This window comes from Lysobacter sp. HA35 (assembly GCF_054061195.1).
Genome location: NZ_JBSSDY010000001.1, coordinates 3,199,691 through 3,225,418, shown reverse-complemented (window position 1 = coordinate 3,225,418; position 25,728 = coordinate 3,199,691). Strand labels below are relative to the sequence as shown.

Below are 25,728 nucleotides of genomic sequence, written 5' to 3'. Positions count from 1 at the left end.
CGGAAACGACGGCCTTTTTGTTTGTGCGGCATGGGCCGGCTCGGCGCCCGAATCAGCTGCGCGGCGGGATGTCCGCGTCGACCAGCTCAAGCGTGCGTTCGAGTGCACCGCGCCCGGATTCGACCAACGCTCGACCCGCATCCGCCATCGATGCGCGAAGCACTTCATCGCCGAGCATCGTGGCCAATGCATCGGCGACGCCGGCTTCGTCCTGCGCGATGCGCAGCGCGCCGGCGCTTTCAAGACGATGCGAGATGTCGGCGAAGTTGTGCAGGTGCGGGCCGGTGGTGATCGGCGTACCGGTCGCGGCCGGTTCCAGCAGGTTGTGGCCGCCGACCGCCTGCAGCGAGCCGCCGACGAATGCGACGTCCGCGCAGGCGTAGAAGTTGAGCAGCTCACCCAGCGTGTCAATTACGAAGACGTCGCAGTCGGGCGTCGCCCAGCGGTCTTCGGATCGGCGCGACGCGCGGAAGCCCGCGGCGGTCGACTGTTCGCAGGCAGCGCGGAAACGTTCGGGGTGGCGCGGCGCCCACATCAGCAGCAGGTCGGGCCAACGGCCACGCAGGCGTCGATGGATGGCGAGCACCGCGATTTCTTCCTCGACATGCGTGCTCGCGGCGATCCATGCAAGACGCCCCGCTCGACGTGCGCGACAGTCACGCCCGAACGCGTGCACGGCTGCCGGCAGCGCCATGTCGAACTTGAGGTTGCCGGTCTCGTGCACGCGTTCCGCGTCGGCACCGAGCGCAACGAAACGCCGCGCATCCGCATGCGACTGCGCGCCCACGCCACGCAGTGTGCGCACCGCGCGACTCACGAGGGGTGCAAGCACGCGGTAGCCACGCAGCGATCGCGCCGACAACCGCCCATTGAGCACATACGCGGGAACGCCGTGATCGCGGCAACCGAACAGCAGGTTCGGCCACAGCTCCGTTTCCATGATCAACGCCGCATACGGGCGGAAGTGGCGCAGGAAGCGCGACACCGCACCCGGCAGGTCGTACGGCAGGTAGGCGTGGTCGACGCGATCGCCCCACAGCGATCGAACGCGCGCCGAACCGGTCGGCGTGATCGTGGTGACGAGCAGGCGCAGGTCGGGTCGACGCTGCAGCAGTGCGTCCACCAACGGAATCGCGGCATTCACTTCACCCACCGACACCGCATGCACCCACAGCACGCGATGGTCGCGCGGCGCACCGAAGCTCGCGTAACGCTCACTCCAACGCTCGAAGTACGCGGCTTGGCGGAAGCCGCGCCAGATCAGGTGATAGACGGTGATCGGCGTCAACACGTACAGCGCGAGCGAATACAGCGCGCGCAGCAGCGGTTCGAGACGATCGCGAACGGGCGCGTCCATCAGTACGGCGCGGCCTCGCCGTCGGGACGGCGCTTGAACCGGCGATGGATCCACAGGTACTGGGACGGCGCTTCGCGCACCATCGCTTCGATCGCTGAATTGACGCGCGCGCTGCCGGTCGCTGCGTCGGTCGATGGAAAGTTGTCGATCGGCGGCGCGATGCGCAGCACGTAGCGGTCGCCCTCGCGTCGATGGAAGAACGGCACCACGGCGCAACCGGTGAGTCGCGCGAACTGGTGCGTCGCGGTGATCGTCGCCGCCGGCACGCCGAAGAACGGCGCGAACACGGTGTCCTTGCCGCGCATGTCCTGATCCGGCGCGTACCAGAGGAAACCGCCCTGCTTGAGGTGGCGCATCGCGGCGCGAATTTCGTCGTTCGCGAACATTGCCGCGGCGTAGCGCAGGCGGCCACGTTTGACCGCCCACTCCGTCACCGGATTGCGGTAGCGGCGATACATGCCGGCGAGCGGCACGTGGTCGCAGAGCAGACGTCCCGACATTTCCAGCGTCATGAAATGGCCGGAAATCATCAGCACGCCGCGACCCTGCGCCTGCAGCTCGCGCAGGTGCTCGAGGCCTTCGATGACGACGTCGCGACGCATCGGCGCAATCTCGCCCCACCACGCACGCGCGAATTCGAACAGGCCGATGCCGAAGTCGCGGAAAGTTTCGCGCAGCAGGTGTGAGCGCGTCGCTTCGTCGAGTTCGGGAAAGCACAGGCGCAGATTCACGCGCGCTGCATGCCTGCGCGGCGATGCGAGCAGGAACGCAACCGCACCCAGCGCGCGACCGAGTGCACGCTGCAGACCCCACGGCAGATGCGCGGCACCAGTCAACAATGCAACGCACGCGCGCATCGGCCAGTAACGCGCACCGCGCGGCACCGGTCCGGGCGACGTCGGGCTCGCGGCGTCCGTCATGCGTCGACCGTTGCGGCGACGTCGCGATCCGTCGCGTACAGGCTGCCGGCGTACAGCGCGAACAGCATCAGCGTCAGCCCGCCCCAGAACGTGGAATAGAACGCGAGGTGCGTGTTGAACGGGAACACGGTGACGACCAGCGCGTACATCGCCGGCAATGCCCGGCGTCGCGCCTCGGGCGTTGCGTAACGCCATGCACGCCATGCCTGCGCGGCGCCCGCGAGCCACAGGATGAGGCCGAAGATGCCGGTCTCGCTGAGGATCTCGAGCACGATCTGGTGCGCGTGCAGTGCCGGGCCGTCGCCCCACTCCGCGCGCTGGCCCGGTAGCGGGTCGCAGGACGGGAATGCTTGGCGGAAACGACGCACGCCGATGCCGTTGACCGGATGCTCGCGCACCATGCACGTCGCCGCCGACCAGATGCGGCCGCGGCCGGAGAGCGCGCTGTCGACGTCGCGATGGTCGCCGGCGAGCACGAGCGTCGTGCGCTGGATGCGCTCGCGCACCTGCGGAACGCTCACCGTGAGCAGCGCCAGCGCGACCGCGCCGAATGCGAACACGCCCGCGAGGCGCTTCCATCCGAGCAGGCGCCAGCCGGACAGCAGCAGCACAAGGCCATACGTGATCCACGATGCACGCGAACCGGCGAGCACGATCACCATGCCGATGCCCGCCGCGGCGACGAGCCAACCGGTCGCACGGAAACGTCGCGCGGCTTCGTAGAGCAGGAACGGCGACAGGCTGGCGACGACTTGGCCGAGCTTGAGGTTGCACGGGCCGAGGAAACCGCTGAGTCGATCGACGGCGATCGCGGCGTCGGCGGGACACATGCCGTGCCCGCTGATCGCATGCTTGGCGTGATCGATCACGTTGAAGATCGGGCTCATGCCCGTCATCGCCTGAAGCAGCGCGTCGGCGACCCAGACCAGCACGATGATGCCGAGGCCCGCGAACGTGCGACGGCGGCTTTCCGCATTCGCGACCGACGCGGCGACAAGCCACAGGAACGGCAGATGGCGCAGGTCGGCAGCGGCGTCGAGCAGTGAACGCGGTGGGTCGAACGTGTCGAACGCGGAGACCAGTCGCGGCACCCAGTAGGCCGCGAACATCAGCGTCGTCAGCGCCCAGGCCTGACCGCTCAGCAGCCGCGTGCCGCCACGGAAGCGCGCGCGCACGAGCATGTACATCGCGATCAGCGCGCCGATGACCAGCACCGCTTCGGCATAGCCCGGCGCCGGCCACAGCGCGACGAACGCGAGCACCCACGCGGGCGCCCAGCGCCAGCCGGTTTCGGGCACGCCGTCAGCCGGCGAGTTCGTGATAGACGCCAAGCGTCGACTCCTGCATGGCCTGCAACGTGAGCGGAATGCTAGCCGGCAGTGCCGGTGGCTGCGCGAGAAGATCGCGCGCCGTGGCGTGCAGGCGGTCGAGATCGAACGGCGCGACCGCGCCGTGCGGCTCGAAGTCATCGAGCAGTTCGCCGACGCCGCCATGCGCCCAACCCAGCACCGGGCGGCCGACCGACAGCGCCTCGATCACCGTGCGACCGAACGACTCCGGCTTGCGCGAGAGCTGCAGCACGAGGTCGCTGGCGGCGTAGGCGCGTGCGATGGCGTCGGTCGGCGGCGTGAACGCGATCGCGTCGGCGATGCCCAGCTGCTCCGCGTCGCGCTCGAGCTCGGCGATGTAGGCCTCGCGGCCCGCTTCGCGCGCGCCGGGCAACCACAGGCGCGCGTCGATGCCGTCGCCGCGCAGCTTCGCGAGCAGCGCCAGTCCGTCGCCGTGTCCCTTCAGGCGCGTGCCGCGGCCGGGCAGCAATAGCAGCGGGCCGTTGCCCTGCAACGCGGAATGTTGCGACGCCGCCCAGGCGCGCGCATCGCGATCCGGATGCGGTGTACGCGGGAATGCAGTCGCATCGATGCCGCGCGGGATCACCCGCAGCTTGGCGGTGTCCGTGGCCGGGTAATGACGCAGCACGTAGTCGCGAACGGTGCGCGACACGCAGATCACGCGCTCGCCGCGGGTCATCACCGCGCTGTAGCGCGACGGCGAATTGAGGCCGTGCACCGTGGTGACGAAGCGCGGACGCCGCGACGCATCGATGCCACGAAGCGCCATCAGCCCGACCCAAGCCGGCATGCGCGAACGTGCGTGGACGATGTCGGCACCGTCGATCACGCGTCGCAACGCACCGACATGGCGCAGCACCAGCGGCGACTTGGCGCCGATGTCGAGGGTTACGTGCTGCGCGCCCAGTGCTTCCAATCGCGGCACCAGCCGACCACCGCGCGAAACGACGACCGCGCGATGCCCGGCATCGACCAGCGCCTCAGCGATCTCGAGGGTGGAACGTTCGACGCCACCCGACTCCAGCGCAGGCAGCAGCTGGACGACGGTGAGGCGGCGATGCGGAGCGGGCGTCATGCGGCGCGAGGCCGTGGACGCCTCAGTCTTCCAGGACGAAGTGCGCGCCGCAGTACGGGCACTGGCACTCGCGCTCGGCCTCGATGGGCAGGTAGACGCGCGGGTGCGAGTTCCACAGCGCCATTTCGGGCAGCGGGCAGCTCAGCGGCAGGTCCTTTGCGCCGACGACGTAGCGCTGGCGGGCATTGGCCGGCTCGGCGGTCTGCGGGGCGCTGGTGGCGTTGCGGTCGGTCATGGACGGCAGGACGGTGCGGTGAGGCCGGCGATTCTACCAGCCGGGCCGCGACGGCCCGTCAGTGCGGCAGGTCGAACAGCAGGACCTCGGCCGCGCCGTTGGCTTCGATCGCGAGGGGACCGCCCTCTTCCACGAAGCCCAGCGCATCGCCGGCTCGCAGCACGCGGTCGGCGGCCATCACGGTGCCGCGTGCGACCTGCAGCCAGTAGCGGCGGTCGCTGTCGAGCGTGTGGTGGACGCTGGCACCCGCCGCGAGCTCGACGCGATGCAGCCGCGCGTCCTGGCGGATCGCGATGCTGCCATCGGCGCCGTCGGGCGATGCGAGCAGCACCCACTCGCCGCTGTCGTCGCCGGGCTGCGGTGCGCGCTGCGCATAGGCCGGAGGCGCGTTCACGCGATCGGGCTGGATCCAGACCTGCAGGAAATGCACGGCCTCGGTCTTGGACGCGTTGAATTCGCTGTGCTGCACGCCGTGGCCGGCGCTCATCCACTGCACTTCGCCACGGCCGACCGTGCCACCGCCGCCCGCGCTGTCCTTATGCGCGAGCTGGCCGTCGAGCACGATCGACAGGATTTCCATGTTCGCGTGGCCGTGCGGCGGGAAGCCCCCGCCGCCGGCAACGCGGTCTTCGTTGATCACGCGGAGCGGCCCGAAGCCCATCCACTGCGGGTCGTAGAAGCTGCCGAACGAGAACGTGTGGTGGCTGTCGAGCCAACCGCCGTGCTTCGCATGGCCGCGTGAATCGCCCGGGCGCTCGATGATCATCGTTGTTACTTCTGCTTCGGCGGCATCGGCGCGCCGTCGGCCTTCGGCACCATCGCTTCGGTGGTGATGCGGATCTGGATGTCGTCGCTGACGTTCGGCACGTACTTGGTGACGCCGAAATCGCTGCGCTTGATCGTGGTCGTCGCATCGAAGCCGACCGCTTCGCGCTTGCTCATCGGATGCGGGCCGGCGCCGTTGATGGTGACGTCGAGCACTGCCGGCTTGGTCACGCCGTGCACGGTGAGGTCGCCGGTGACGCGCAGCTTCTTGTCGCCGGCGGCTTCCACCTTCGTGCTGGTGAAGGTGATGGTCGGGTACTTTTCGGCGTCGAAGAAATCGGCGCTGCGCAGGTGTTCGTCGAGCGCGGGAATGGTGGAGTCGAGGCCGGCGAGCGGCAGTGTCACCTTCACCGACGAGGCGCCCACGTTCTGCGGGTCATAGACGATCGTGCCGTCGGCCTGGCCGAAGTTCGCGAACGGGTGCGAATAACCGAAGTGCGTCCACGTCGCGGTGACCTGCGTGTGGTTCGCGTCCATCGTGTAGGTGAGCGGTGCGGCGAAGGCGACGCTGGCGAGGCCGGCGAGTGCGAAACCGAGGGCGATGCGCTTGAACATGGACGGAGCTCCGTGTGGTGTCGCTTAGAGGATTCGCGCTGCTTCGTCGAACGGCAGACGCGGCGAACGGTCGAAAATCTTGCTGGCATCGCCTTCCCCGAGATTGACGAGGAAGTTGGAACGGATCTTCGTGCCGCCGAAGAACTCGGCGTCGACCTTCGCATTGTCGAAGCCCGACATCGGGCCGGTATCGAGCCCCAGCGCACGCGCGGCGAGGATCAGGTACGCGCCCTGCAGCGAACCGTTACGCAGCGCGATGGTTTCCAGCTGCGCCTCGGGCTTGGTGTCGAACCAGCCCTTGGCATCGGTATGCGGGAACAGGTACGGCAGCTTGTCGTAGAACGCCATGTCGTGCGCGACGATGGCGACGACCGGCGCTTCAAGCGTCTTCGCACGGTTGCCTTCGTCCAGCGCAGGCGCCAACCGCTGCTTGGCTTCCGCGGACTTGAGGAAGACGAAGCGCGCCGGCGATGCGTTCGCGGTGGTCGGGCCCATCTTCACCAGGTCGTAGAGCCTGTGCAGCGTCTCGTCGCTGACCTCGCCGGTGAAGCGGTTATGGGTGCGGGCGGTGACGAACAGCTGGTCGAGCGCCTCCTTCGACAGCGGCTGCGACATCGGCATTTCCTCGACGTGGGGTGGGCGCAGTGTAGAGTCACGCCCGCAAAACGGCCGTGGCCGCCCCAGAACGGATCGATCTGACCCGTGCAACGTTCGACCCCAACCCGAACCCTCGTCGTCACCGATGGCCACGCCGGCAACGTGCGCCAAGCGCGTGCATTGGCGGACGCCCTGAAGCTGCCGACGCAGGACCTCGTCCTCAGGCCGCGCCTGCCGTGGCGCTGGTTCGCGCCGCGCATCGTCGGCAATGCCGAGCGTGCGTTCGGCGACGAGTTCGCGCAGCGATTGCGTGATCCGGACCTCGCGCAGACGCTGGTGATCGGTTGTGGCCGCCAGGCCGCGCTGGCGACGCGACTGCTTCGCACGCGTGGTGCGCATGCCGTACAGATCCTCGACCCGCGCATCGATACGTCGCATTGGGACGTCGTGATCTCGCCGGCGCACGATCGTCTGCGCGCGCCGAATGCGATCGAACTCATCGGCTCGCTCAACCCCGTGCAGGACACGTGGCTGGGCGCATCGCGTGCGGCGTTCGCAGCGCTGGGTTCGTTGCCCGGCCCGCGCACGACGCTGCTGATCGGTGGGCCGACCTCGAACATGCGGCTCTCGGTACAACGACTCGATCGATGGCTGCGCGACGTGCGCGCACTGATCGAACGCGAAGGCGGCAGCGTCTTGGCAACGACGTCGCGTCGCACGCCGCCGAAGATGGTCGCGCGGGTGAAGAAGCGTCTGGCCGGCTTGCCCGGCGTGGTGTGGACAGGCTCGGTCGACGGCCGCAATCCCTATGCCGCGCTGCTGGGTTGGGCCGACCGCATCATCTGCACCGCGGACTCGGTGAACATGCTGTCGGAAGCATCCGCGACGCGCGCGCCGGTGTTCGTTGCTGGCGAGCGCAAGATCCGCGGTCGGCCGCGTCGCTTCGTGAACGCACTGCTCAAGTCGGGGCGGATCCAGCCGCTGTCACGCGAGCTGGTGCGGTTCGATGCGGAGCCGATGCGCGAGACGCAGCGCGTCGCGGCCTTGCTGCGGGAACGTCTCGGTCTTCCTGCGCCGTCGAAGTAAGGCTCAGCCGCGGTCGATGTCGCGGCGGTAGACGTGCTGGGTCTTCGTGCGCGTGAAACCGATCCCTTCGTAGAACACGTGCGACACCTCGCGCGCTGCGTTCGAGCGCACGACCAGCGCATCGCCGCCGTGCGCCTGCGCCCATTGCTCCGCGGCCTGCACAAGCAGGCGACCCGCACCGGTGCGGCGGCGGCCGGCGTCGACCACGAGCCCGGTGATCTCGAACGTGATGCCGTACTCGATGGTGAGCCGCCTTGCGACCGCGATCCATCCAACGACATCGCCATCGACTTCCGCGACGAACGCCGCGCCATGCACGTCGTCGGCAAGCAGGCTCAAGCGCTCGGCCATCTGCTGTTCGGTCGCGGCGTAGCCGAGCTGGCCGGACAGGGCGGCGATCGCCCGGGCATCGTCGACATGCGCGTTGCGAACGGTCGTCGTCATCGCGTCATCCGAGGAATTGCAGGCCACAGGCTTGCGCGGCTTCGCGGACAATCGCCCGCGCGGCGTCGATCGCGCCGCCGGGCGGAACACGTCGTGTCCGACGGTCGAGCGTGCAGTCCAGCCCGCTGGCCAGCATCAGCGCGTGCGCTTCGGCGAGTGGCGTCGCGACGGCGTCATCCATTACTCGCGCCGCACGACACGCATCGATCAGCGCGCGTGTATTGCGCGGCTCCAGCAGCGACGGCGCGTGCGACGCATGTGCGAGCACCAATGCCTGCAGCACGAATTCGAGATCGACGAGCCCGCCCTCACCCTGTTTGAGGTCGAAGTTCGCTGCGTCGGATCGGTCGAGTTCGGCGCGCATGCGCTGGCGCATCTTCGCGACGTCGTCCATCACCGTCGCGACGTCGCGCTCGCGCCCGAGCACCTCGGCGCGGACGTGCTCGAAGTCGGCACAGAGCGATTTGTCACCGCCGATGCAGCGCGCGCGCACGAGCGCCTGGTGCTCCCACGTCCACGCGCGCTCGCGCTGGTAGGCGGCGAAGCTGGCGAGGCTCGAGACGAGCAGGCCCTTCGCGCCATCGGGGCGCAAGCGCACGTCAACGTCGTAAAGGCGTCCTGCACCCGTCGCCGCACCAAGCAGCGCGACGACCTTCTGCGCGAGGCGTGCGAACCAGCGTTGCGCGTCGAGCGTGCGCGCGCCGTCGGACTCTGCGTCGGCCGGTGCGTCGTACAGGAAGACGAGATCGAGGTCGGAACCGAAGCCGAGCTCCTCGCCGCCGAGACTGCCGTAGCCGAGCACAGCAAAACGCGCGCCGGGCACACGCCCGCTCGCGGCCGCGACTTCGTTCTCGGCAATGCGAACCACGACGTCGACGACGGCATCGGCGAGCCACGCAAGTTGCCGCGCACTTTCGTCCGCCGGCTGACGACGATCCCGCACCGCCATTGCGATGCGAAAACTCAGCGCCTGTCGCACTTCGTTGAGCGCGCGCAACGCGTGCTCGGTGTCGTCGATGCCTTCGACTGCGGCATTGCAGGCCGCGCTCAGTTCGTCGCGGTCGGGCAAAGTGCCGGCGATGCGCGCGTCGAGCAATTCATCGAGCAGAAGCGGATATGCGGCGAGCCGCTCGGCAAGCAGCGCGTTGTGCGCGACCACGTCGACGAGGCGGCCCAGCGCGACGGGTTGCTCGTCCAGCAATGCGAGATACGCGCTTCGGCGCAGCACATTCGCGACCAGAGCGACCAACCGACGCATCGCGAGCAGCGGCTCGCGCGACTGCGCGGCGCCGTGCAGCAGCGCGGGCATTACTCGATCGAGGCGCGCGCGCGTCGCATCCGACAACGCGTGCACTGCGGGCGATCGCGCGAAGTCGCGCAGCAGCGCGTCGGCTTCGTTCGCTTGGGGAAATCCGGCGTCGGCAAGCGTCGTCGCGTCGCCGCGAGCCGGCAAAGCGCACCAGTAGACCCCGAGTGCATCGGGTGCGGCGGAGCGTTCGCGCGGTGCAAGCAGTGCGTTGAACTCGGCCGTCACGCGAGCGCGCACCGCATCGAGTGCGACGCGGAACTCGTCCCAGTCCCGATAACCAAGCCCGGTAGCGATGCGATGACGTGCGGCCTCGTCATCGGGCAGCGCATGCGTCTGCGCATCACGGAGCATCTGCAGGCGATTTTCGACGCGACGCAGCGTGCGGTAAGCGGCGATCAGGGTGTCCCCTGTTTCCGCGTCGACATGCCCGGCCTCGACCAGCGCACGCAGCGACGGCAGCAAGCGACGTCCGCGCAACGCCGGCTCGCGACCGCCGCGGATCAGCTGCAGGGCCTGCACGAGGAACTCGATCTCGCGTATCCCGCCCGGCCCGCGCTTGATGTCATCGACCAGCTCGCGACGCGCGACTTCCGCCGCGATCGACGCCTTCATTGTGCGCAGGCCGTCGAGCGCACCGAAGTCGAGATAGCGGCGATAGACGAACGGCCGCAGCGTTTCGAGAAACCGCTCACCGGCTTCGACGTCGCCCGCGACGGGCCGCGCCTTCTGCCACGCGTAGCGCTCCCAGTCGCGGCCTTCGCGCTGGAAGTACTGCTCGAGCGCGGCGAATGACCACGCGATCCGTCCGGCGGTGCCGAACGGCCGAAGGCGCAGGTCGACGCGATGCGAGAAGCCGTCGGCGGTGACTTCGTCGAGCAGCTTCGCGAGCTGTTGGCCGAGCCGGGTGAAATAGCCTTCGGCATCGAGCGGACGCGCGCCATCGGACTCGCCGCCATTCTCGTAGGCGTACACGAGGTCGATGTCGGAACTGAAATTGAGTTCGCCGCCGCCGAGTTTGCCGAGACCGAACACGACCAGTCGCTGGATGCGACCGTCGGCGTCGCGCAGGTGACCATGGCGTGCGACGAACTGCGCTTCCAATGCATCCATCGCGAGCGCCAGGCAACGCTCGGCGAGTTGCGTGCTGCCGGCGAGCGTCGTGTCGACATCGTCGAGGCCATGCACGTCACGCCAGATCAGGCGCGTCGAAGCAGCGGTGCGATAGCGGCGCAGTTGCGACGGCCAGTCGGACGGCGTCGCGGGATCGAGGATGGGTTCGGTGACCGGCGATGCACCGTCGTCGGCCAGCAGTTGCGCGAGAAGCGTCGGATCGCGTGCGAGTACGTCGATCGCGAAGTCGCTTGTGCGGGCGACGTCCGCGACTCGATCGGCTGCGTTCTGCGCGACGCCGAGACGACGGATCGCGCGTTCGACCGCGGCGTCGACGGCATCCGCGGCGCGGGTCGGTTCGCTCATGCGCGGCATTCTGTCACGCGCCTTGCGCAAACCCGGGACGAAAAAAAGCCCGCTGGTGTCGCCACCAGCGGGCCTTTGCTCCCTCCCCCACGTCGGGATGCAGCTCTATCGTTAAAGAGACGTGATGGTGAATGCACGCTGCAGTGCAGCAAAAACTTTACCGTTCAGGCGGCCGTCCGTGGTCGCCCCACGCTCGGCCCTCTCAGCGAGCGACGGTAATGACCGGCGAACGCCAGGTTTCCCAATGCGCCGGGTTGCTGGAATCGCCGTTCGCCTTCAGCACCTGCAGCAGCACGGTGTAGCGCCCGTTCGGGACCGTGTACGCCCTGCCGCCCTGCGTCGTCGTGCCGTCCCACGAGAACGCGTAGAAGCCCGTCGCCGACGAGTTGCGGCCGAAGAACTGGGTCGAGAACGCGCTGTGCCACGAACGACCGGAGTCCGCGTCGAACACGTCCATGCGGATCGCGGCGGACTGGTGGTCGAAGTGGATCAGGAAGAACGGGATGTCGTTGCCCGCCATCGTGTACGCGGCGCCCGACGGCTGGTTGAAGTACGAGCTGCCGGTGAGCTTCGCGAGCCACGGGAAGCCGTTCGCCGTCGGCACCAGCACCTGACGCGCCTGGTAATCGCCGATGTAGCCGGCGAACGGAACGCGCAACGTGCTGCTGCCATCGTTGGGCGTCATGACGACGTAGCCGCCGTAGATGCCGCCGTCGTAACCAATGCCGGTTTGTGCCGGGGTGATGGTCACGTTGACCGACGCCGTGCCGTGCGGCGCGACCGTCACCGACGGAGCGGAGAAGTTCGCCGCCACGCCGCCGCCGATGAAGTACTGCGGCGCGAACGTGCTGCCGAACGTGCCGACCGACTGCACGGCGCTCATCGCATACGTCACCGGCGTCGACCCGTTGTTGCTGAGGGTCAGCGTGCGCGTCTGCGGGCCCGCTTGGCCTTCACCCAGCGACAGCTTGCCGGGCTCGACGCGCGTGGCTTCGACGATGGCGCGATCGATGTGCAACATGCCGGCGCCCGCGCGATGCGTGGCTTCGATGTACGGGCCACCCGGAGCGCCGGACCACGTCGACGGCTGCGCAGTGTTCTGCAGGATCGAACGCACGGCCTGCGCCGGCGTGCGCGGCAGTGCCTGCAGCAGCAGCGCCGCGGCACCCGCGACGTGCGGCGACGACATCGAGGTACCGCTCAGCGAGGCATAGCCACCGAGTTCGAGCGGGAACGTCGAGTAGATCGAGCCGCCCGGTGCGCCGATGTCGGGCTTGAGCGTCAGGTCGGGCGACAGGCCCCACGACGAGAACGACGAGATCAGCCCGCCGGTCGGATTCGGCTGCGAGACGTGGAAATCGCCCCAGGTGATCTGCGTCGTGCCGCTCGCGATGCGGCCGTCGAGCAATGCGCCGTCCGCGGCGCTGATACCCACGGTGGGGATGTTGACCGACGGAGAACCGGCGACGGTCGGGTTCAGTGCGCCCGCCACGTTGTTGTACAGCAGCACGCCGACCGCGCCGGCGGCCTGTGCGTTCGTCGCCTTGATGTAGAACGAGCAGGTGCCGCGACGGATCAACGCGACCTTGCCGGCGAGGCTGTTGGCCGGCAGCGCGGAACACGCGTCACTAGTCGACGACGTCGTGCCGGTGCGCGCGAGAACGCCAGTGCCCGAGCTCGGCGGCGGCGGCGCGCCGGTGGCGGCATTGAAGCCGACCTTCGCGTTGTCCGGCGACACCTGGAACGCGGGCTGCGCGATGCCGATGTTGTCGTACGACGCGACACCGATGACCTTGTCGCCGACGCTGGGCGCGCCGAGCGAATACATGCCGGTGGCGGCGTCGTTGCCTGCCGATGCCACTACGACCATGCCGTGGTCGACCAGGCGCGACGCGGCCTTCGCGGTCGGCGATTGCGGCCAGTCGAACGCCGAACCTATGCTCATGTTGAGCACCTGCATGCGGTCGGCCTGCGCGCGTTCCATCGCCGCGAGCATCACGTCGTCGGTGGTCGAACCCGAGCAACCGAACACGCGATACGCGCCGAACGACACCTTGGGCGCGACGCCCTTGACCGACCCGTTCGCACCGATGATGCCGGCGACGTGCGTGCCATGGCCCGCGCAGTCATCGGGACGCGCATCCGGCGTCGGCACCGGGTTGTAGGCGGCTGAGCTGGGATCGGCGTTGTACGCATCGCCCACGAAGTCCCAGCCGGCGATCACGCGCGCGCTCGGGAACGGGGTGCCACCATTGACGCCGCCACCGCCGAAGGCCGGATGGTCGATGTCGATGCCGGTGTCCATCACCGCCACGCGCACGCCCGTGCCGTCGAGGCCGAGGCTGTTCTGCGCGATGTCCGCGCCGGTCATCTGCAGCGCGGTGTACAGGTCAGGGTTGTACTGCGAGCCCGGCGTGCTGTCCGGCATCTTCACCGTCTGCACCGGGTAGACCGCCTTGACGCCCGGCATGCGCGCGATGGTGCCGAGCTGCGCACGCGAGACGGTGATCGAGAAGCCGTTGAACAGGTTGTCGAACGCGTAGTTCTCGATGTACTTGACGCCCGCACTGCGTGCGGCGTTGCGGAACGACTGCTTCTCGCTCGAGAGCTGCGCCGCGGAGCCGCGGTCGGCCAGCGGCGCATTGCTGAGCTCGACGAACCAGCGCTGCGGCGACTCGTCGACCGGCGTGCTGTCGGCGTCGGCGGTCAGGCCGGACTCCTGCGATTGCAGTTCGATGTAAGGCGGCACGTCAGCCGCAAGCGCGGCGACGCACGCGCATGCGAGGACGGATAAAGCGAGGGTGGACGACTTCTTCACGGCGAAACCTCGTCAGTTCGGGGGAGGGGGAGCCACTGGACGGCGGTTGAACGCAGCCCCCACGCCGGACAGGACGAAGTGGAAGCCGTGATTTAGCCTATCTTCACGAAACGCGACATGTGTCACATATCGGACGCCCTGCGACGAACGGTCGGGCAGGCTCGGACCGGGCCATGCCGTGCTTGGCCCAAAGCCGGTCGCCCAAAGAAAAAGCCCCGCTTTCGCGGGGCTTTTCGTGTTGCGGTGCAGCGGAAAGCGGGACTTAGAAGTCCATGCCGCCCATGCCGCCCATGCCACCGCCGCCGCCCATGGCCGGCTCGTCCTTCTTCGGCAGCTCACCGACCATCGCTTCGGTCGTGATCATCAGGCCGGCGATCGACGCGGCGTTCTGCAGCGCGGTACGCGTGACCTTGGTCGGATCCAGGATGCCGGCCTCGATCATGTCGACATACTCGCCGGTCGCGGCGTTGTAGCCGTACGCGCCATTGCCTTCGACGACCTTGTTGACGATGACCGACGGCTCTTCGCCGGCGTTGGTCACGATCTCGCGCAGCGGCGCTTCCATCGCGCGCAGGGCGATCTGGATGCCGTGGTTCTGGTCTTCGTTCGCACCGGTCAGGCCCTTGATCGCGGCCTTCGCGCGCAGCAGCGCAACGCCGCCGCCCGGAACGATGCCTTCCTCGACCGCCGCACGCGTGGCGTGCAGGGCGTCTTCGACGCGCGCCTTCTTTTCCTTCATTTCGATCTCGGTCGACGCACCGACCTTGATCACCGCGACGCCACCGGCGAGCTTGGCAACGCGCTCCTGCAGCTTCTCGCGGTCGTAGTCGGAGGAGGTCTCCTCGATCTGCGCCTTGATCTGCTTGATGCGGCCTTCGATGCCACCGGTTTCGCCGGCGCCGTCGATGATGGTGGTGTTCTCCTTCGAGACCTGCACCTTCTTCGCGCGGCCGAGATCCTTGATCGTCGCCTTCTCGAGCTGCAGGCCGACTTCCTCGGAGATCACGGTGCCGCCGGTGAGGATCGCCATGTCTTCCAGCATCGCCTTGCGGCGATCACCGAAGCCCGGCGCCTTGACCGCGCACACCTTGACGATGCCGCGCAGCGTGTTGACGACGAGGGTCGCCAGCGCTTCGCCTTCGACTTCCTCGGCGATGATCAGCAGCGGCTTGCCGGCCTTGGCCACGCCTTCGAGCACGGGCAGCAGGTCACGGACGTTCGAGATCTTCTTGTCGTGCAGCAGGATGAACGGGTCGTCCAGCTCGGCCTGCATCGACTGCTGGTTGTTGATGAAGTACGGCGAGAGGTAGCCGCGGTCGAACTGCATGCCCTCGACGACGTCGAGCTCGTTCTCGAGGCCCGAACCGTCTTCAACCGTGATCACGCCTTCCTTGCCGACCTTGTCCATCGCCTGCGCGATGAGGTCGCCGATGTTCTGGTCGGAGTTGGCCGAGATCGCACCGACCTGCGCGATTTCCTTGCTCGTCGACGACGGCTTGGAGATGTTCTTCAGCTCGGCGACGGCAGCGGTGACCGCCTTGTCGATGCCGCGCTTGAGGTCCATCGGGTTCATGCCGGCGGCGACCGCCTTCATGCCCTCGCGGATCAGCGCCTGTGCGAGCACGGTCGCGGTCGTGGTGCCGTCACCGGCGTTGTCGGAGGTGCGCGAAGCGACTTCCTTCACCATCTGCGCGCCCATGTTCTCGAACTTGTCGGCCAGTTCGATCTCCTTGGCGACGGACACGCCGTCCTTGGTGATCGTCGGCGCGCCGAAGCTCTTCTCGAGCACGACGTTGCGGCCCTTCGGGCCGAGCGTTGCCTTGACGGCATTGGCGAGCACGTTGACACCGCGCAGCATCTTGGCGCGCGCGTCCTCACCGAAACGAATTTCCTTGGCAGCCATTTGCAATTACCTCTGTCAGCTAAAAGTGTTCAAAAAGGAGATGCGGGTACGGAAGGACGCGATCAGCCGAGGACCGCGAAGATGTCGTCTTCCTTCACCACCAGGTACTCGGTGCCGTCCAGCTTCACTTCCGTGCCGCTGTACTTGCCGAAGAGCACCTTGTCGCCGACCTTGACCTTCGGGGCGCGCAGGTTGCCGTTGTCGAAGGCCTTGCCTTCGCCGACCGCGACGACTTCACCCTTGATCGGCTTTTCGGTGGCCGAATCGGGGATGACGATGCCACCGGCCGAGACCTTTTCTTCTTCCATGCGCTTGATGACCACGCGGTCGTAGAGCGGCTTGATGTTCATGCACGAACCTCCGGCTAAGCGATTAAGTGATTGAAATTACAGCGAAAGACGGGAAATTTTAGCAGTCGACGCCCGCGAGTGCCAAACACCGGGCGTGATGCGCCCGCATCGCGGACGGGGCGGGATATGGGATGCGCCTCGCGGCTTTCAAGGGCCAGCGGGCGAAAAAGTTCGGACGAACCCGAGGCCTGCGGTCGTCACAAGTACGAAACGCGCAGACAAAAAAAGAGCGCGTCCCGAAGAAACGCGCTCTCGGCTTTTGAGGATGGCTATCCGAGCTCGCGCGATCCGGCGCGTCTCCCCAAGAACCCGTGACCCCATGTCTGCCGACGGTCCCTGTCGACGTGGGGCGATTGTGGGCGGTCCACGTCACCCGCGCCACCCCGCCGCTACCGATAGAGACGTCCGATTCCGGTAGCGGATGGAAACCGGACATTTATGAAATCGTATTCATTCCCGGGTTTCATCCACCCTTCATCCAATAGTGTGACCCGAAGCGCACCTCATGCCGGTTTTATTGGTAGCGAGGTGAAAAACGGTAAACTCGGCCCTCGGGCGTCATTTTCACTGACGCGGAGCGTCACTTTCGATGAATTCCCAGCAGCGAATCCGCCTCGCCCGACGCCACGCTGGCCTGTCGCAGTCGGCGCTGGCCGAGGCCGTCGGCGTCCAGCGCAGTGCGGTGAGCCACTGGGAGGCCGTGCAGGGCAAGAGCCCGAGCATGTCCAACCTGCGCCGCGTGGCGACGGTGACCGGCGTGCAGTTCGAATGGATAGCGACGGGCCGCGGCCGCATGGCGCTGTCGGCCGACGACGCGATGGACGGCGTCGCCGCGGTGGACGCCACGATGGTGGACGAGCCGCTCGAGCTGCGCATGCTCACCGCCTTCCGTAGCCTGCCGCCGCGCAGTCAGGCGCCACTGGTGGAACTGATGGAACAGATGGCCGCGCTGCGCACCGGCCGCTCCCGCAGTTCCAAGCGCGAAACCTGAGGCCGCGCGCGGCCGCTCGCTACAATCGACGCATGCACGCCGTCGTCCTTCATTGCACCTGCCCGGACGCGGCGACGGCCGATCGCATCGCGACCGCGCTGGTTGACGAACGCCTCGCCGCCTGCGTGCAGCAACTGCCCGGCCTGCGCTCGACCTACCGCTGGGAAGGCCGCGTCGAACGCGCCGACGAGATCCTGCTGCTGATCAAGACGGCGGACGACCGCATCCCCGACGTCATCGGTCGCGTACAGACCTTGCACCCCTATGACGTGTCCGAACTGCTCGCGCTCGATGCGACGGCCGGCGCACCCGCCTACCTCGACTGGGTGATCGCCCAGAGCCGACCGAATGCCTGACCTGTTGCGCCGGATCGCCGGCACCTGTTTCCTGCTCCTCGCCGCGGTGTCGTTGCGCGCGCACGCGATCACGCCCGATCAGCTGCCGCCGGTCGACAGCGTGTTTGTGCCGAGCGCGCGTTACACCGACGGCGCGATCGAAGTGCGCTGGACGATCGCGAAGGGCTACTACCTGTATCGACATCGCATCGGCGTGCAGGCCGACGCCGGCTTCGACGCGGGCGCAGTGCGGCTGCCCAAGGGGAACGCGCATCACGACGAATTCTTCGGCGACGTCGAGACCTATCGCGATGCGCTCGTCGCCACGCTGCCGGGCACGCCGTCGGCCGCCACCACTGTCGTGACGATCAAGTACCAGGGCTGCGCGGATGCGGGCGTCTGCTATCCGCCGCAGACGCGACGACTGACTGTCGACCTGCCTCTCGCGAACATGGCGCCTGCGTCCGCACTCGGCCGCTCGCCTTTCGCGCTCGCACGCGGCGCGACCGGCGGCGTCGACGCCGCACCGCTGCCGGCCGAAGACGCGTTCCGTTTCGAAGCGATTCCCGGCACGTCGAACGCCGTGCTGGTGCGCTTCTCGCCGGCGCCGGGCTACTACCTGTATCGCGATCGCACCACGTTCCAGCTCGATGCCGCGTCGCGCGCTGCGGGCTTCGCGCTCGCCGCGCCGCGCTGGCCGCAGGCGCGCATGCATCGCGACGAACATTTCGGCGACGTCGCGGTGTATTTCGACCCGGTCGACCTGACGTTGCCGGTGACGCGCACCGCGACGACCGCGCGAACGCTCAAGCTCACCGCACGCTTCCAGGGCTGCCAGAACGACGGCATCTGCTATCCGCCGATGACGCGGACGGTCGATGTGGAGTTGCCGGCGGGTGCGATTGCGACGACTGCGGCGAGCGCGACACCGACTGCGTCGTCGAACGATGTCGCGTCGTCCGCAGCAAACGACGCAGCGAGCATCGCGACGACGAACAACGACGCACCCGTCGCGGCGAGCACCCCGCTCGCGATGCCCGCACGCCAGGCACCGCCCGCGCCACGCAGCGTCCAAGCCGGCGACGCGCTATCCGCGCTACTGCTCGCGCTGCTCGGCGGGCTCGTGCTCAACCTGATGCCGTGCGTGCTGCCGGTGCTCTCGCTGAAAGCGTTGTCGCTCGCCGAAAGCCATTCGCCGACGGCCGCGCGTCGCCATGCATTCGCGTACACCGCGGGCGTCGTGCTGAGCTTCGTCGCGCTCGGCGGTCTCGCGCTTGCGTTGCGACACGCAGGGCACGCGCTTGGCTGGGGATTCCAGCTGCAGGAACCCGTCGTGGTCGCCGTGCTGGCACTGGTGATGTTCGCGCTAGGGCTGAGCCTGTCGGGCGTCTGGCATGTCGGCGGTCGTTGGACGGGTGCGGGCCATTCGCTGACGGAGCGAAGCGGCCTCGCCGGAGACTTCTTTACGGGCGTGCTCGCCGTCGTCGTCGCGACGCCCTGCACCGCGCCGTTCATGGGTGCCGCGCTGGCGTGGGCCTTCCTCGCGCCGACTGTGCTCGCGCTCGCCGTGTTCGTCGCGCTGGGGTTCGGGCTCGCCCTGCCCTTCATCCTGATCGGGCTCGTGCCGCGGCTCGCCGCGATGCTGCCGCGTCCCGGTGCATGGATGGAGACGCTGAAGCAGGCGCTCGCGTTCCCGCTGTACCTGACGTGCGCGTGGTTGCTGTGGGTACTCGGCCGCCAGCGCGGGCCGGATGCGATCGCCTGGACGCTCGCGGCCGCCGTCGCGATCGCGTTCGCCGCGTGGGCGTGGAACCGCACGCATCATCGCGGCCGCGCCTGGGGCGTGGTCGCTTTGGTGGTCGCACTCGTCGGCGCAGGCATGGCGCTGACGACCGTGCATCGCCTGCCGCGCCCGAACGCGACGCCGGTGGTTGATTCGTCGCGCGAACCGTTTACCGATGCGCGATTGGCCGCACTGCGCACCGAAGGCCGCGTCGTCTTCGTCAACATCACCGCAGACTGGTGCGTGAGCTGCAAGGCCAACGAACGTGCCGTGTTCGGCCGCCCGGGCTTCACCGACGCGCTGCGCGCGGCGAACGCCACCTATCTCGTCGGTGATTACACGGACGTCGACCCGGCGCTAACCGCCTTCCTGCAGAGCCACGGTGCCGTGGGTGTCCCGCTCTACGTCGTCTACCCGCGCCACGGCGAGCCGAAGGTATTGCCGACGCTGCTCACGCCCGACATCGTCGCGACCGCGCTCACCGAAGCGGCACGATGAGGACGCGAACTGTCGTCATCGTCGCGGTACTCGCGGGGATGCTCGGCGTGGCGGCGAGTCTCGCAACGGATGGCAGGTGGCTCGAGGGAACGCGACTGGGCCAGCTCGTGGAACGCAACGCAGCGACAGCGCCATCGCCCGGCACGCACGCCCCACAGATCGAACTGCCCGGTCTCGACGGCAAACGCCACACCGTCGTCGAACTCGCCCATGGCGGACCCGTGCTGGTGAATCTCTGGGCCAGCTGGTGCGGCCCCTGTCTCGAAGAAATGCCGGCACTCGACCGATTCGCCCAGAAACAGGACGCGAACGGCGTGCAAGTGGTCGGCATCGCACTGGATGACGCCGCAGCGGTTCAGACCTTCCTGCGCGCCCACCCGGTGGCGTATCCGATCCTGATCGACACCCCGGGTCCCGCCGATACGGGCACGCGGCTCGGCAACACGCGCGGCGTACTGCCCTACAGCGTGCTGATCGCCGCGGACGGCCGGATCCTTCGCACGTCCGCAGGCCCGCTCAATCCCGCTGACCTCGACGACTGGGCGGCGCAGGCGCTTCGAACGCGCGATTGAATTTCGCCCAACGTCGGCGATACGGTAGCGAACGTCTGGACAGGTTTTATCGCGAGGCGCAGACTGCCCGGCCACGACGTCGGAACGGGTGAGCCATGGCGAAGCTGCTGGTCCTGCATGGCCCGAACCTCAACCTGCTGGGCGAGCGCGAGCCCACCGTCTACGGACGCACGTCGCTCGCTGCGATCGACCGCGCACTCAAGCTCGACGCCGAATCGCACGGCCATACGCTCGAGTCGGTGCAGTCCAACGCCGAGCACGAGCTCATCGACCGCCTGCACGCGGCGCGTTCGGACGGCACCGAGTTCCTGATCATCAATCCCGCCGGCCTCACGCATACCAGCGTGTCGCTGCGCGACGCCGTGGCCGCGGCCGACCTGCCCTTCATCGAAGTGCACCTGTCGAACCCGCATGCGCGCGAGCCGTTCCGCAAGCAGAGCTATTTCAGCGACCTCGCGATGGGCGTGATCTGCGGGTTCGGCGCCGACAGCTACCGCTTCGCGATGGACGCCGCGGTGACCTGGCTGGACAAGCGCGCGGCGGCGCACGCCAACCGCTCCTGATACCTCCGCGATCGGCGCGCGATGCGTGTCGATCGACTCCGAATCCACACACGAGGCCCGACATGGACCTGCGGAAAATCAAGAAGCTGATCGACCTGCTCGAGGCGAGCAATCTCTCCGAGATCGAGATCAAGGAAGGCGAGGAAACCGTGCGCCTGGCGCGCACGCCGACGCGTGAAGTCACCTACGCGCCGGCGCCGACCTACGCGATGCCGCCGCCGCAGCAGCAGGCCGAGCGCCCGATGCCGATGCAGAGCCCGAGCGAAGCCGCGACCGGCGGTTCGGCCAAGCCCGGCAACGACCTGCCCGACGGGCACGTCGTGCGCGCCCCGATGGTCGGCACGTTCTATGCGTCGCCGTCGCCGGACAAGCCCTCGTTCGTCAGCGTCGGCCAGTCGGTGAAGGCGGGCGAGACGCTCGCGATCATCGAGGCCATGAAGATGTTCAACCCGATCGAAGCGGACGTCTCCGGCACCGTGCTCAAGGTGCTCGTCGAGAACGGCCAACCGATCGAGTTCGACCAGCCGTTGTTTGTGATTGGGTGAGCAGGAGCTGTCCGGCGGCACTGCCGCCGGCCTGCGAACGCCCGTCGGCCGCGCGGCCGATGGGCAGGACGTTCCCGAGCTCCAAGCCGCATTGGACATAACCCATGCTCGATAAAGTAGTCATCGCCAACCGCGGCGAAATCGCGCTGCGCATCCTGCGCGCGTGCCACGCGCTCGGCATCCGCACGGTCGCCGTGCATTCCACCGTCGACCGCAACCTCAAGCACGTCGCGATGGCGGACGAGTCCGTCTGCATCGGCCCGGCGCCGAGCGCGCAGAGCTACCTCAACATGGCGCAGATCATCGCGGCCGCCGAGGTGACCGACGCGCAGGCCATCCATCCGGGCTATGGCTTCCTCAGCGAGAACGCGGACTTCGCCGAGCGCGTCGAGCAGTCCGGTTTCATCTTCATCGGCCCGAAGGCCGACACGATCCGCCTGATGGGCGACAAGGTCGAAGCGATCCGCGCGATGAAGGCGGCGGGCGTTCCCTGCGTGCCCGGCAGCGGCGGCCCGCTGGGCGACGACCCGACCGAGAACGTGAAGATCGCGCGCGAGATCGGCTATCCGATCATCGTGAAAGCCGCGGGCGGCGGCGGCGGTCGCGGCATGCGCGTGGTGCATACCGAAGCCGCGCTGGTCACCGCAATCCAGACGACCAAGCAGGAAGCCAAGGCCGCGTTCGGCAACGACATGGTCTACATGGAGAAATTCCTGGAGAACCCGCGCCACGTGGAGATCCAGGTGCTCGCCGACGGCCAGGGCAATGCGATCCACCTCGGCGAGCGCGACTGCTCGATGCAGCGTCGTCATCAGAAGGTCGTCGAGGAAGCGCCGGCGCCGGGCATCACGCCCGAGCTGCGCGCGGAGATCGGCAAGGTCTGCGTCGAAGCCTGCGTGCGCATCGGTTATCGCGGCGCCGGCACGTTCGAATTCCTGTTCGAGAACGGACGCTTCTATTTCATCGAAATGAATACGCGCATCCAGGTCGAGCATCCGGTGACGGAACTGGTGACCGGCATCGACCTGGTGACCGAACAGCTGCGCATCGCATCGGGCGAGAAGCTGCGCCTAAAGCAGGAGGACATCGTCCTCGAAGGCCACGCGATCGAATGCCGCATCAATGCGGAAGATCCGGACACGTTCATGCCCTGCCCCGGCCTGATCGCGCATTTCCACGCGCCGGGCGGCCCGGGCGTGCGCGTCGACAGCCACATCTACGAGGGCTATCGCGTGCCGCCGAACTACGACTCGATGATCGGCAAGCTGATCGTGCATGGCCCGACGCGCGAGATCGCGATCGCGCGCATGCGCGTGGCGCTCAACGAGATGGTGGTCGACGGCATCAAGACCAACATTCCGCTGCAGCAGCGCATCCTCGCCGACGCGGGTTTCCAGCAGGGTGGACAGAACATCCACTACCTGGAAAAGCGCCTGAAAGAGCAGAAGGAAAAGGCGATCGCGATCGGTTGATCGCGGCGATCACATCGCGACGCACGGCGGTCATCCGATCGCCTCATCGTGCGTCGCCAACGGTTTCACTACAGGAGTCCACGATGCACAAGGGAATTGCGACCGCGTCGCTGATTGCGCTTGCCACACTCGCCGGCTGCAAGAAGCACGATGCCGAAGCACCCGCCGATGCCGCTGCGACTACGCCGGCACCTGCACCCGCAGCGGCGCCCGCCGAAACGCCCGCACCGGCCGCAGCGGATCCGGCGAAGTCCGAGGCGCAGGCTAAGCTCGATTACTCGACGATGGAAGACAGCTACATCAACGACGCGAACGCGCAGTGGGCGGTCGCAGCGAAGGCCAGCTCGGCGTTCGGCGATGCCAACAAACTGCCGTCGGAGTCGCACGACCAGAACACGGCGTGGCAGGCCACCGGCGCAGTCAACGGTGACGAGTGGACCAACAACAACCAGGACATCGGCTTCGACTGGCTGCAGCTCGACTACGAGCGCCCGGTGTCGGCAACCGAAGTCCGCGCGGTGCTTGACGAAGACGCGGTGAAGTCGATCACCAAGGTCGAACTGATCGGCGTCGACGGCGCCGCGCACACCGTGTGGAGCGGCATCAGCGACACCGGTCGCGACGAGCGCGGCTCGCGCACCTGGTTCGTGCGCAAGTTCGACGGGACGCCGTACCCGGTGAAGTCGGTCAAGCTGACCTTCGCCAACAACGTGTCGTCCGGCTACAAGACGGTCGACGCCGTGCAGCTGGTCGGCAAGTAAGCCATGCCCTTCCTCGAGCTCTCGCTGCCGTGCACGGAAGCGCTGCAACCGCGCTACGAACGAGCGCTAGAGAATGTCGGCGCGCTGGCGGTCACGCTGGTCGATGCGCACGCCGATGCGCCGGACGAACAGGCGATCTTCGAGCCCGGCGTCGGCGAAACCCCGCTGTGGCACGAGATGGTGCTCACCGCGTTGTTCGAAGCCGGCACGCCGCGCGAGCCGTTGCTGCAGGCGCTGGCCGCGCAGGACGAAGGCCTCGACTGGTCACGCGGTGAGTTCCGCGACGTCGAGGACCAGGACTGGGAACGCGCATGGATGGACCAGTACGAGCCGCTGCAATTCGGGCGTCGTACGTGGATCGTGCCGTGGAACCACGAACTGCCTGAAGGCGCGGACGCACCGGATGCGGCGGTGGTGCGGCTCGACCCCGGCCTCGCATTCGGCAGTGGCACGCATCCCACCACGGCGCTCTGCCTGCAGTGGCTCGATGCGCTCGCCGATGATGGCGTGCTCGACGGCGCGCGCATCCTCGATTTCGGCTGCGGCTCAGGCATCCTCGCGCTCGCCGCGCTCAAGCTCGGCGCGGCGTCGGCGATCGGGGTCGACAACGATCCGCAGGCGGTGACGGCGACGCTCGACAACGCGGAACGCAACGGCGTCGCGGATCGTTTGTCCGTGTATCTGCCGCAGGACGAACCCGTTGCGACGTATCGGGTCGTCGTCGCAAACATCCTTGCGTCCGCGCTGATCGAACTGCGTGATGTCGTCGCCGCGCGCTGTGCGCCGGGCGCATTGCTCGCCATGTCGGGCATCCTCGCCGGGCAGGAAGGCGAGGTCGCCGATGCGTATGCCGACGTGCTGGACGACGTGCAGGTCGAGCAGCTCGAAGACTGGATGCGGGTGAGCGGTCGACGCCGCTGACGGCGCCGCCTGTGAACCACGTCGCATTCCGGGCGCGAGGCATGGTGGAATAGCGCCCATGTTCAAGCCCTGCCCCAACTGCGGATTCCTGGTCGCCCTGATTGCCGGGCGCGAAGCCAGCCAGCGCTGTCCGCGCTGCGGCAGCGCGCTCGTCGGCGAGAACGAGGTGCTCGATCCGGATCAGGACGTGCCGCAGCGTCGTCGCCTGGACACTGAGCGCGCGCCTGCAGAAGCACCGGTGCGCGAACGCGCTGAAGCCGAATTGCGCGCGCCTGCCGAGCCGGCGCCCACGCAAGAACCGGTTGCCGCGATCGAGGCAGTCGTCGACGACGTCGAAGCTGCGCGCAACGACGTGCCCGCGGATGTCGCTCCAACGCCCGACACGATGCCGCGCGCGACCCACGACGGCCCCAGCTTCGTCCGCCGCCGCGAAGCCCGTCCCGCAGGTCGCCGCTGGCCGCTCGCCACCGTTATCGGCGCGCTCGCCCTGCTGTTCGCGCTGCAGTTGCTGCTCGCACAACGCACCGCGCTTGCCGCCGACGCACGCTGGCGACCGCTGGTCATGAACGCCTGTGGCGTGCTCGGCTGCAACGTACCCGCGTGGCACGAACCGCAGGCCTACCGCATGGTCACGCGCAACGTGCGACCGAACCCGGCCAAGCGCGGCGTGCTGCACGTCACTGCCACCGTGCGCAACGATGCACAGTGGCCGCAGCCGGCGCCAACGATCGTGCTGAGCCTGTCCGACCTCGACGGCCGCCTCGTCGGCGCGCGCCAGGTCACGCCGCACGACTACGGCGAGCGCGTCGGCGCACTCATCGCGCCCGGCGACAGTCTCGACATCGCATTCGACGTGCGCGAGCCCGGCGCACGCGTCGAGTCGTACGACTTCCAGCTGCAGTAATCCCGGTTCATGCGTGATGTTCGCCACCGTTCGTCGCGCGGCGACCGGCGGCGTTCCGTCGCCCCGTTGTGCGCGACGTGGTCG

24 protein-coding genes are annotated in these 25,728 nt (G+C 67.9%); 11 read left to right on the top strand and 13 right to left on the bottom strand.

Going from position 1 to position 25,728, the window contains the following annotated elements; all coding sequences use genetic code 11:
- Positions 1-52: 52 nt before the first annotated feature.
- The 8 genes from waaA to ACVWZN_RS15695 are packed head-to-tail and all read right to left on the bottom strand — an operon-like array spanning position 53 to position 6,931.
- Positions 53-1,357, bottom strand: coding sequence for a lipid IV(A) 3-deoxy-D-manno-octulosonic acid transferase (gene waaA, locus ACVWZN_RS15730; protein ID WP_456954634.1), 1,305 nt, complete (start codon positions 1,355-1,357; stop codon positions 53-55).
- Positions 1,357-2,277 carry an LpxL/LpxP family Kdo(2)-lipid IV(A) lauroyl/palmitoleoyl acyltransferase gene (gene lpxL, locus ACVWZN_RS15725; protein WP_456954633.1) on the bottom strand — a complete coding sequence of 307 codons (921 nt, stop codon included), beginning with the start codon at positions 2,275-2,277 and terminating at the stop codon, positions 1,357-1,359. The genes waaA and lpxL overlap by 1 nt, the downstream gene beginning before the upstream one ends.
- The gene (locus tag ACVWZN_RS15720) at positions 2,274-3,599 is read right to left on the bottom strand and encodes an O-antigen ligase family protein (RefSeq protein WP_456954786.1); all 1,326 of its coding nucleotides are present in this window, start codon (positions 3,597-3,599) and stop codon (positions 2,274-2,276) included. Before ACVWZN_RS15720 ends, lpxL begins: the two co-directional genes overlap by 4 nt.
- Positions 3,580-4,701, bottom strand: coding sequence for a glycosyltransferase (locus ACVWZN_RS15715; protein ID WP_456954632.1), 1,122 nt, complete (start codon positions 4,699-4,701; stop codon positions 3,580-3,582). The genes ACVWZN_RS15720 and ACVWZN_RS15715 overlap by 20 nt, the downstream gene beginning before the upstream one ends.
- A 22-nt stretch (positions 4,702-4,723) precedes the next feature.
- On the bottom strand, positions 4,724-4,936 hold the full coding sequence (locus ACVWZN_RS15710) for a zinc-finger domain-containing protein (RefSeq protein WP_027083766.1): 213 nt from the start codon (positions 4,934-4,936) through the stop codon (positions 4,724-4,726).
- A 58-nt stretch (positions 4,937-4,994) separates the two neighbouring features.
- Entirely contained in the window at positions 4,995-5,702 is a 708-nt protein-coding gene (locus ACVWZN_RS15705) for a pirin family protein (RefSeq protein WP_456954631.1), read from the bottom strand.
- 5 nt (positions 5,703-5,707) lie between these two features.
- Complete coding sequence (locus tag ACVWZN_RS15700; RefSeq protein WP_456954630.1) at positions 5,708-6,316, bottom strand: YceI family protein; 609 nt, start codon at positions 6,314-6,316, stop codon at positions 5,708-5,710.
- A 24-nt stretch (positions 6,317-6,340) separates the two neighbouring features.
- A complete protein-coding gene (locus tag ACVWZN_RS15695; RefSeq protein WP_456954629.1) occupies positions 6,341-6,931 on the bottom strand; it encodes a malonic semialdehyde reductase in 591 nt (196 codons plus the stop codon).
- Between the two features lie 87 nt (positions 6,932-7,018).
- Between ACVWZN_RS15695 and ACVWZN_RS15690 the strand changes: the two genes are divergently transcribed.
- Positions 7,019-7,999, top strand: coding sequence for a mitochondrial fission ELM1 family protein (locus tag ACVWZN_RS15690; RefSeq protein WP_456954628.1), 981 nt, complete (start codon positions 7,019-7,021; stop codon positions 7,997-7,999).
- A 3-nt stretch (positions 8,000-8,002) separates the two neighbouring features.
- Here ACVWZN_RS15690 and ACVWZN_RS15685 read toward each other — a convergent pair whose 3' ends face one another.
- The 5 genes from ACVWZN_RS15685 to groES all read right to left on the bottom strand — a co-directional run bounded on the left by ACVWZN_RS15685 (position 8,003) and on the right by groES (position 16,299).
- Entirely contained in the window at positions 8,003-8,443 is a 441-nt protein-coding gene (locus ACVWZN_RS15685; protein WP_456954627.1) for a GNAT family N-acetyltransferase, read from the bottom strand.
- A gap of 4 nt (positions 8,444-8,447) precedes the next feature.
- The gene (glnE, locus tag ACVWZN_RS15680; protein WP_456954626.1) at positions 8,448-11,237 is read right to left on the bottom strand and encodes a bifunctional [glutamate--ammonia ligase]-adenylyl-L-tyrosine phosphorylase/[glutamate--ammonia-ligase] adenylyltransferase; all 2,790 of its coding nucleotides are present in this window, start codon (positions 11,235-11,237) and stop codon (positions 8,448-8,450) included.
- 193 nt (positions 11,238-11,430) lie between these two features.
- Positions 11,431-14,046 (bottom strand): S8 family serine peptidase, encoded by a 2,616-nt coding sequence (locus tag ACVWZN_RS15675; RefSeq protein WP_456954625.1) that lies wholly within the window; start codon positions 14,044-14,046, stop codon positions 11,431-11,433.
- 262 nt (positions 14,047-14,308) lie between these two features.
- Positions 14,309-15,949, bottom strand: coding sequence for a chaperonin GroEL (gene groL / locus ACVWZN_RS15670; protein WP_027083773.1), 1,641 nt, complete (start codon positions 15,947-15,949; stop codon positions 14,309-14,311).
- Between the two features lie 62 nt (positions 15,950-16,011).
- Positions 16,012-16,299, bottom strand: a complete 288-nt coding sequence (gene groES, locus ACVWZN_RS15665) for a co-chaperone GroES (RefSeq protein WP_456954624.1) — start codon at positions 16,297-16,299, stop codon at positions 16,012-16,014.
- Positions 16,300-16,888: 589 nt separating this feature from the next.
- Between groES and ACVWZN_RS15660 the strand changes: the two genes are divergently transcribed.
- The 10 genes from ACVWZN_RS15660 (at position 16,889) to ACVWZN_RS15615 (ending at position 25,644) form a co-directional block, all read left to right on the top strand.
- The gene (locus tag ACVWZN_RS15660) at positions 16,889-17,290 is read left to right on the top strand and encodes a helix-turn-helix domain-containing protein (RefSeq protein ID WP_051235513.1); all 402 of its coding nucleotides are present in this window, start codon (positions 16,889-16,891) and stop codon (positions 17,288-17,290) included.
- Between the two features lie 32 nt (positions 17,291-17,322).
- A complete protein-coding gene (gene cutA / locus ACVWZN_RS15655) occupies positions 17,323-17,646 on the top strand; it encodes a divalent-cation tolerance protein CutA (protein WP_456954623.1) in 324 nt (107 codons plus the stop codon).
- Entirely contained in the window at positions 17,639-19,906 is a 2,268-nt protein-coding gene (locus ACVWZN_RS15650) for a protein-disulfide reductase DsbD domain-containing protein (RefSeq protein ID WP_456954622.1), read from the top strand. The genes cutA and ACVWZN_RS15650 overlap by 8 nt, the downstream gene beginning before the upstream one ends.
- A complete protein-coding gene (locus tag ACVWZN_RS15645; RefSeq protein WP_456954621.1) occupies positions 19,903-20,478 on the top strand; it encodes a TlpA family protein disulfide reductase in 576 nt (191 codons plus the stop codon). The genes ACVWZN_RS15650 and ACVWZN_RS15645 overlap by 4 nt, the downstream gene beginning before the upstream one ends.
- Positions 20,479-20,573: 95 nt before the next feature.
- Positions 20,574-21,041, top strand: a complete 468-nt coding sequence (gene aroQ, locus ACVWZN_RS15640; protein WP_456954620.1) for a type II 3-dehydroquinate dehydratase — start codon at positions 20,574-20,576, stop codon at positions 21,039-21,041.
- A gap of 62 nt (positions 21,042-21,103) precedes the next feature.
- The gene (gene accB / locus ACVWZN_RS15635; RefSeq protein ID WP_027083779.1) at positions 21,104-21,586 is read left to right on the top strand and encodes an acetyl-CoA carboxylase biotin carboxyl carrier protein; all 483 of its coding nucleotides are present in this window, start codon (positions 21,104-21,106) and stop codon (positions 21,584-21,586) included.
- Positions 21,587-21,690: 104 nt separating this feature from the next.
- Positions 21,691-23,058, top strand: a complete 1,368-nt coding sequence (gene accC, locus ACVWZN_RS15630) for an acetyl-CoA carboxylase biotin carboxylase subunit (RefSeq protein WP_027083780.1) — start codon at positions 21,691-21,693, stop codon at positions 23,056-23,058.
- Positions 23,059-23,141: 83 nt separating this feature from the next.
- On the top strand, positions 23,142-23,819 hold the full coding sequence (locus tag ACVWZN_RS15625; protein ID WP_456954619.1) for a hypothetical protein: 678 nt from the start codon (positions 23,142-23,144) through the stop codon (positions 23,817-23,819).
- Positions 23,820-23,822: 3 nt separating this feature from the next.
- Complete coding sequence (gene prmA, locus ACVWZN_RS15620) at positions 23,823-24,740, top strand: 50S ribosomal protein L11 methyltransferase (protein WP_456954618.1); 918 nt, start codon at positions 23,823-23,825, stop codon at positions 24,738-24,740.
- A gap of 58 nt (positions 24,741-24,798) precedes the next feature.
- Complete coding sequence (locus ACVWZN_RS15615) at positions 24,799-25,644, top strand: DUF3426 domain-containing protein (protein ID WP_456954617.1); 846 nt, start codon at positions 24,799-24,801, stop codon at positions 25,642-25,644.
- Positions 25,645-25,728 lie beyond the last annotated feature (84 nt).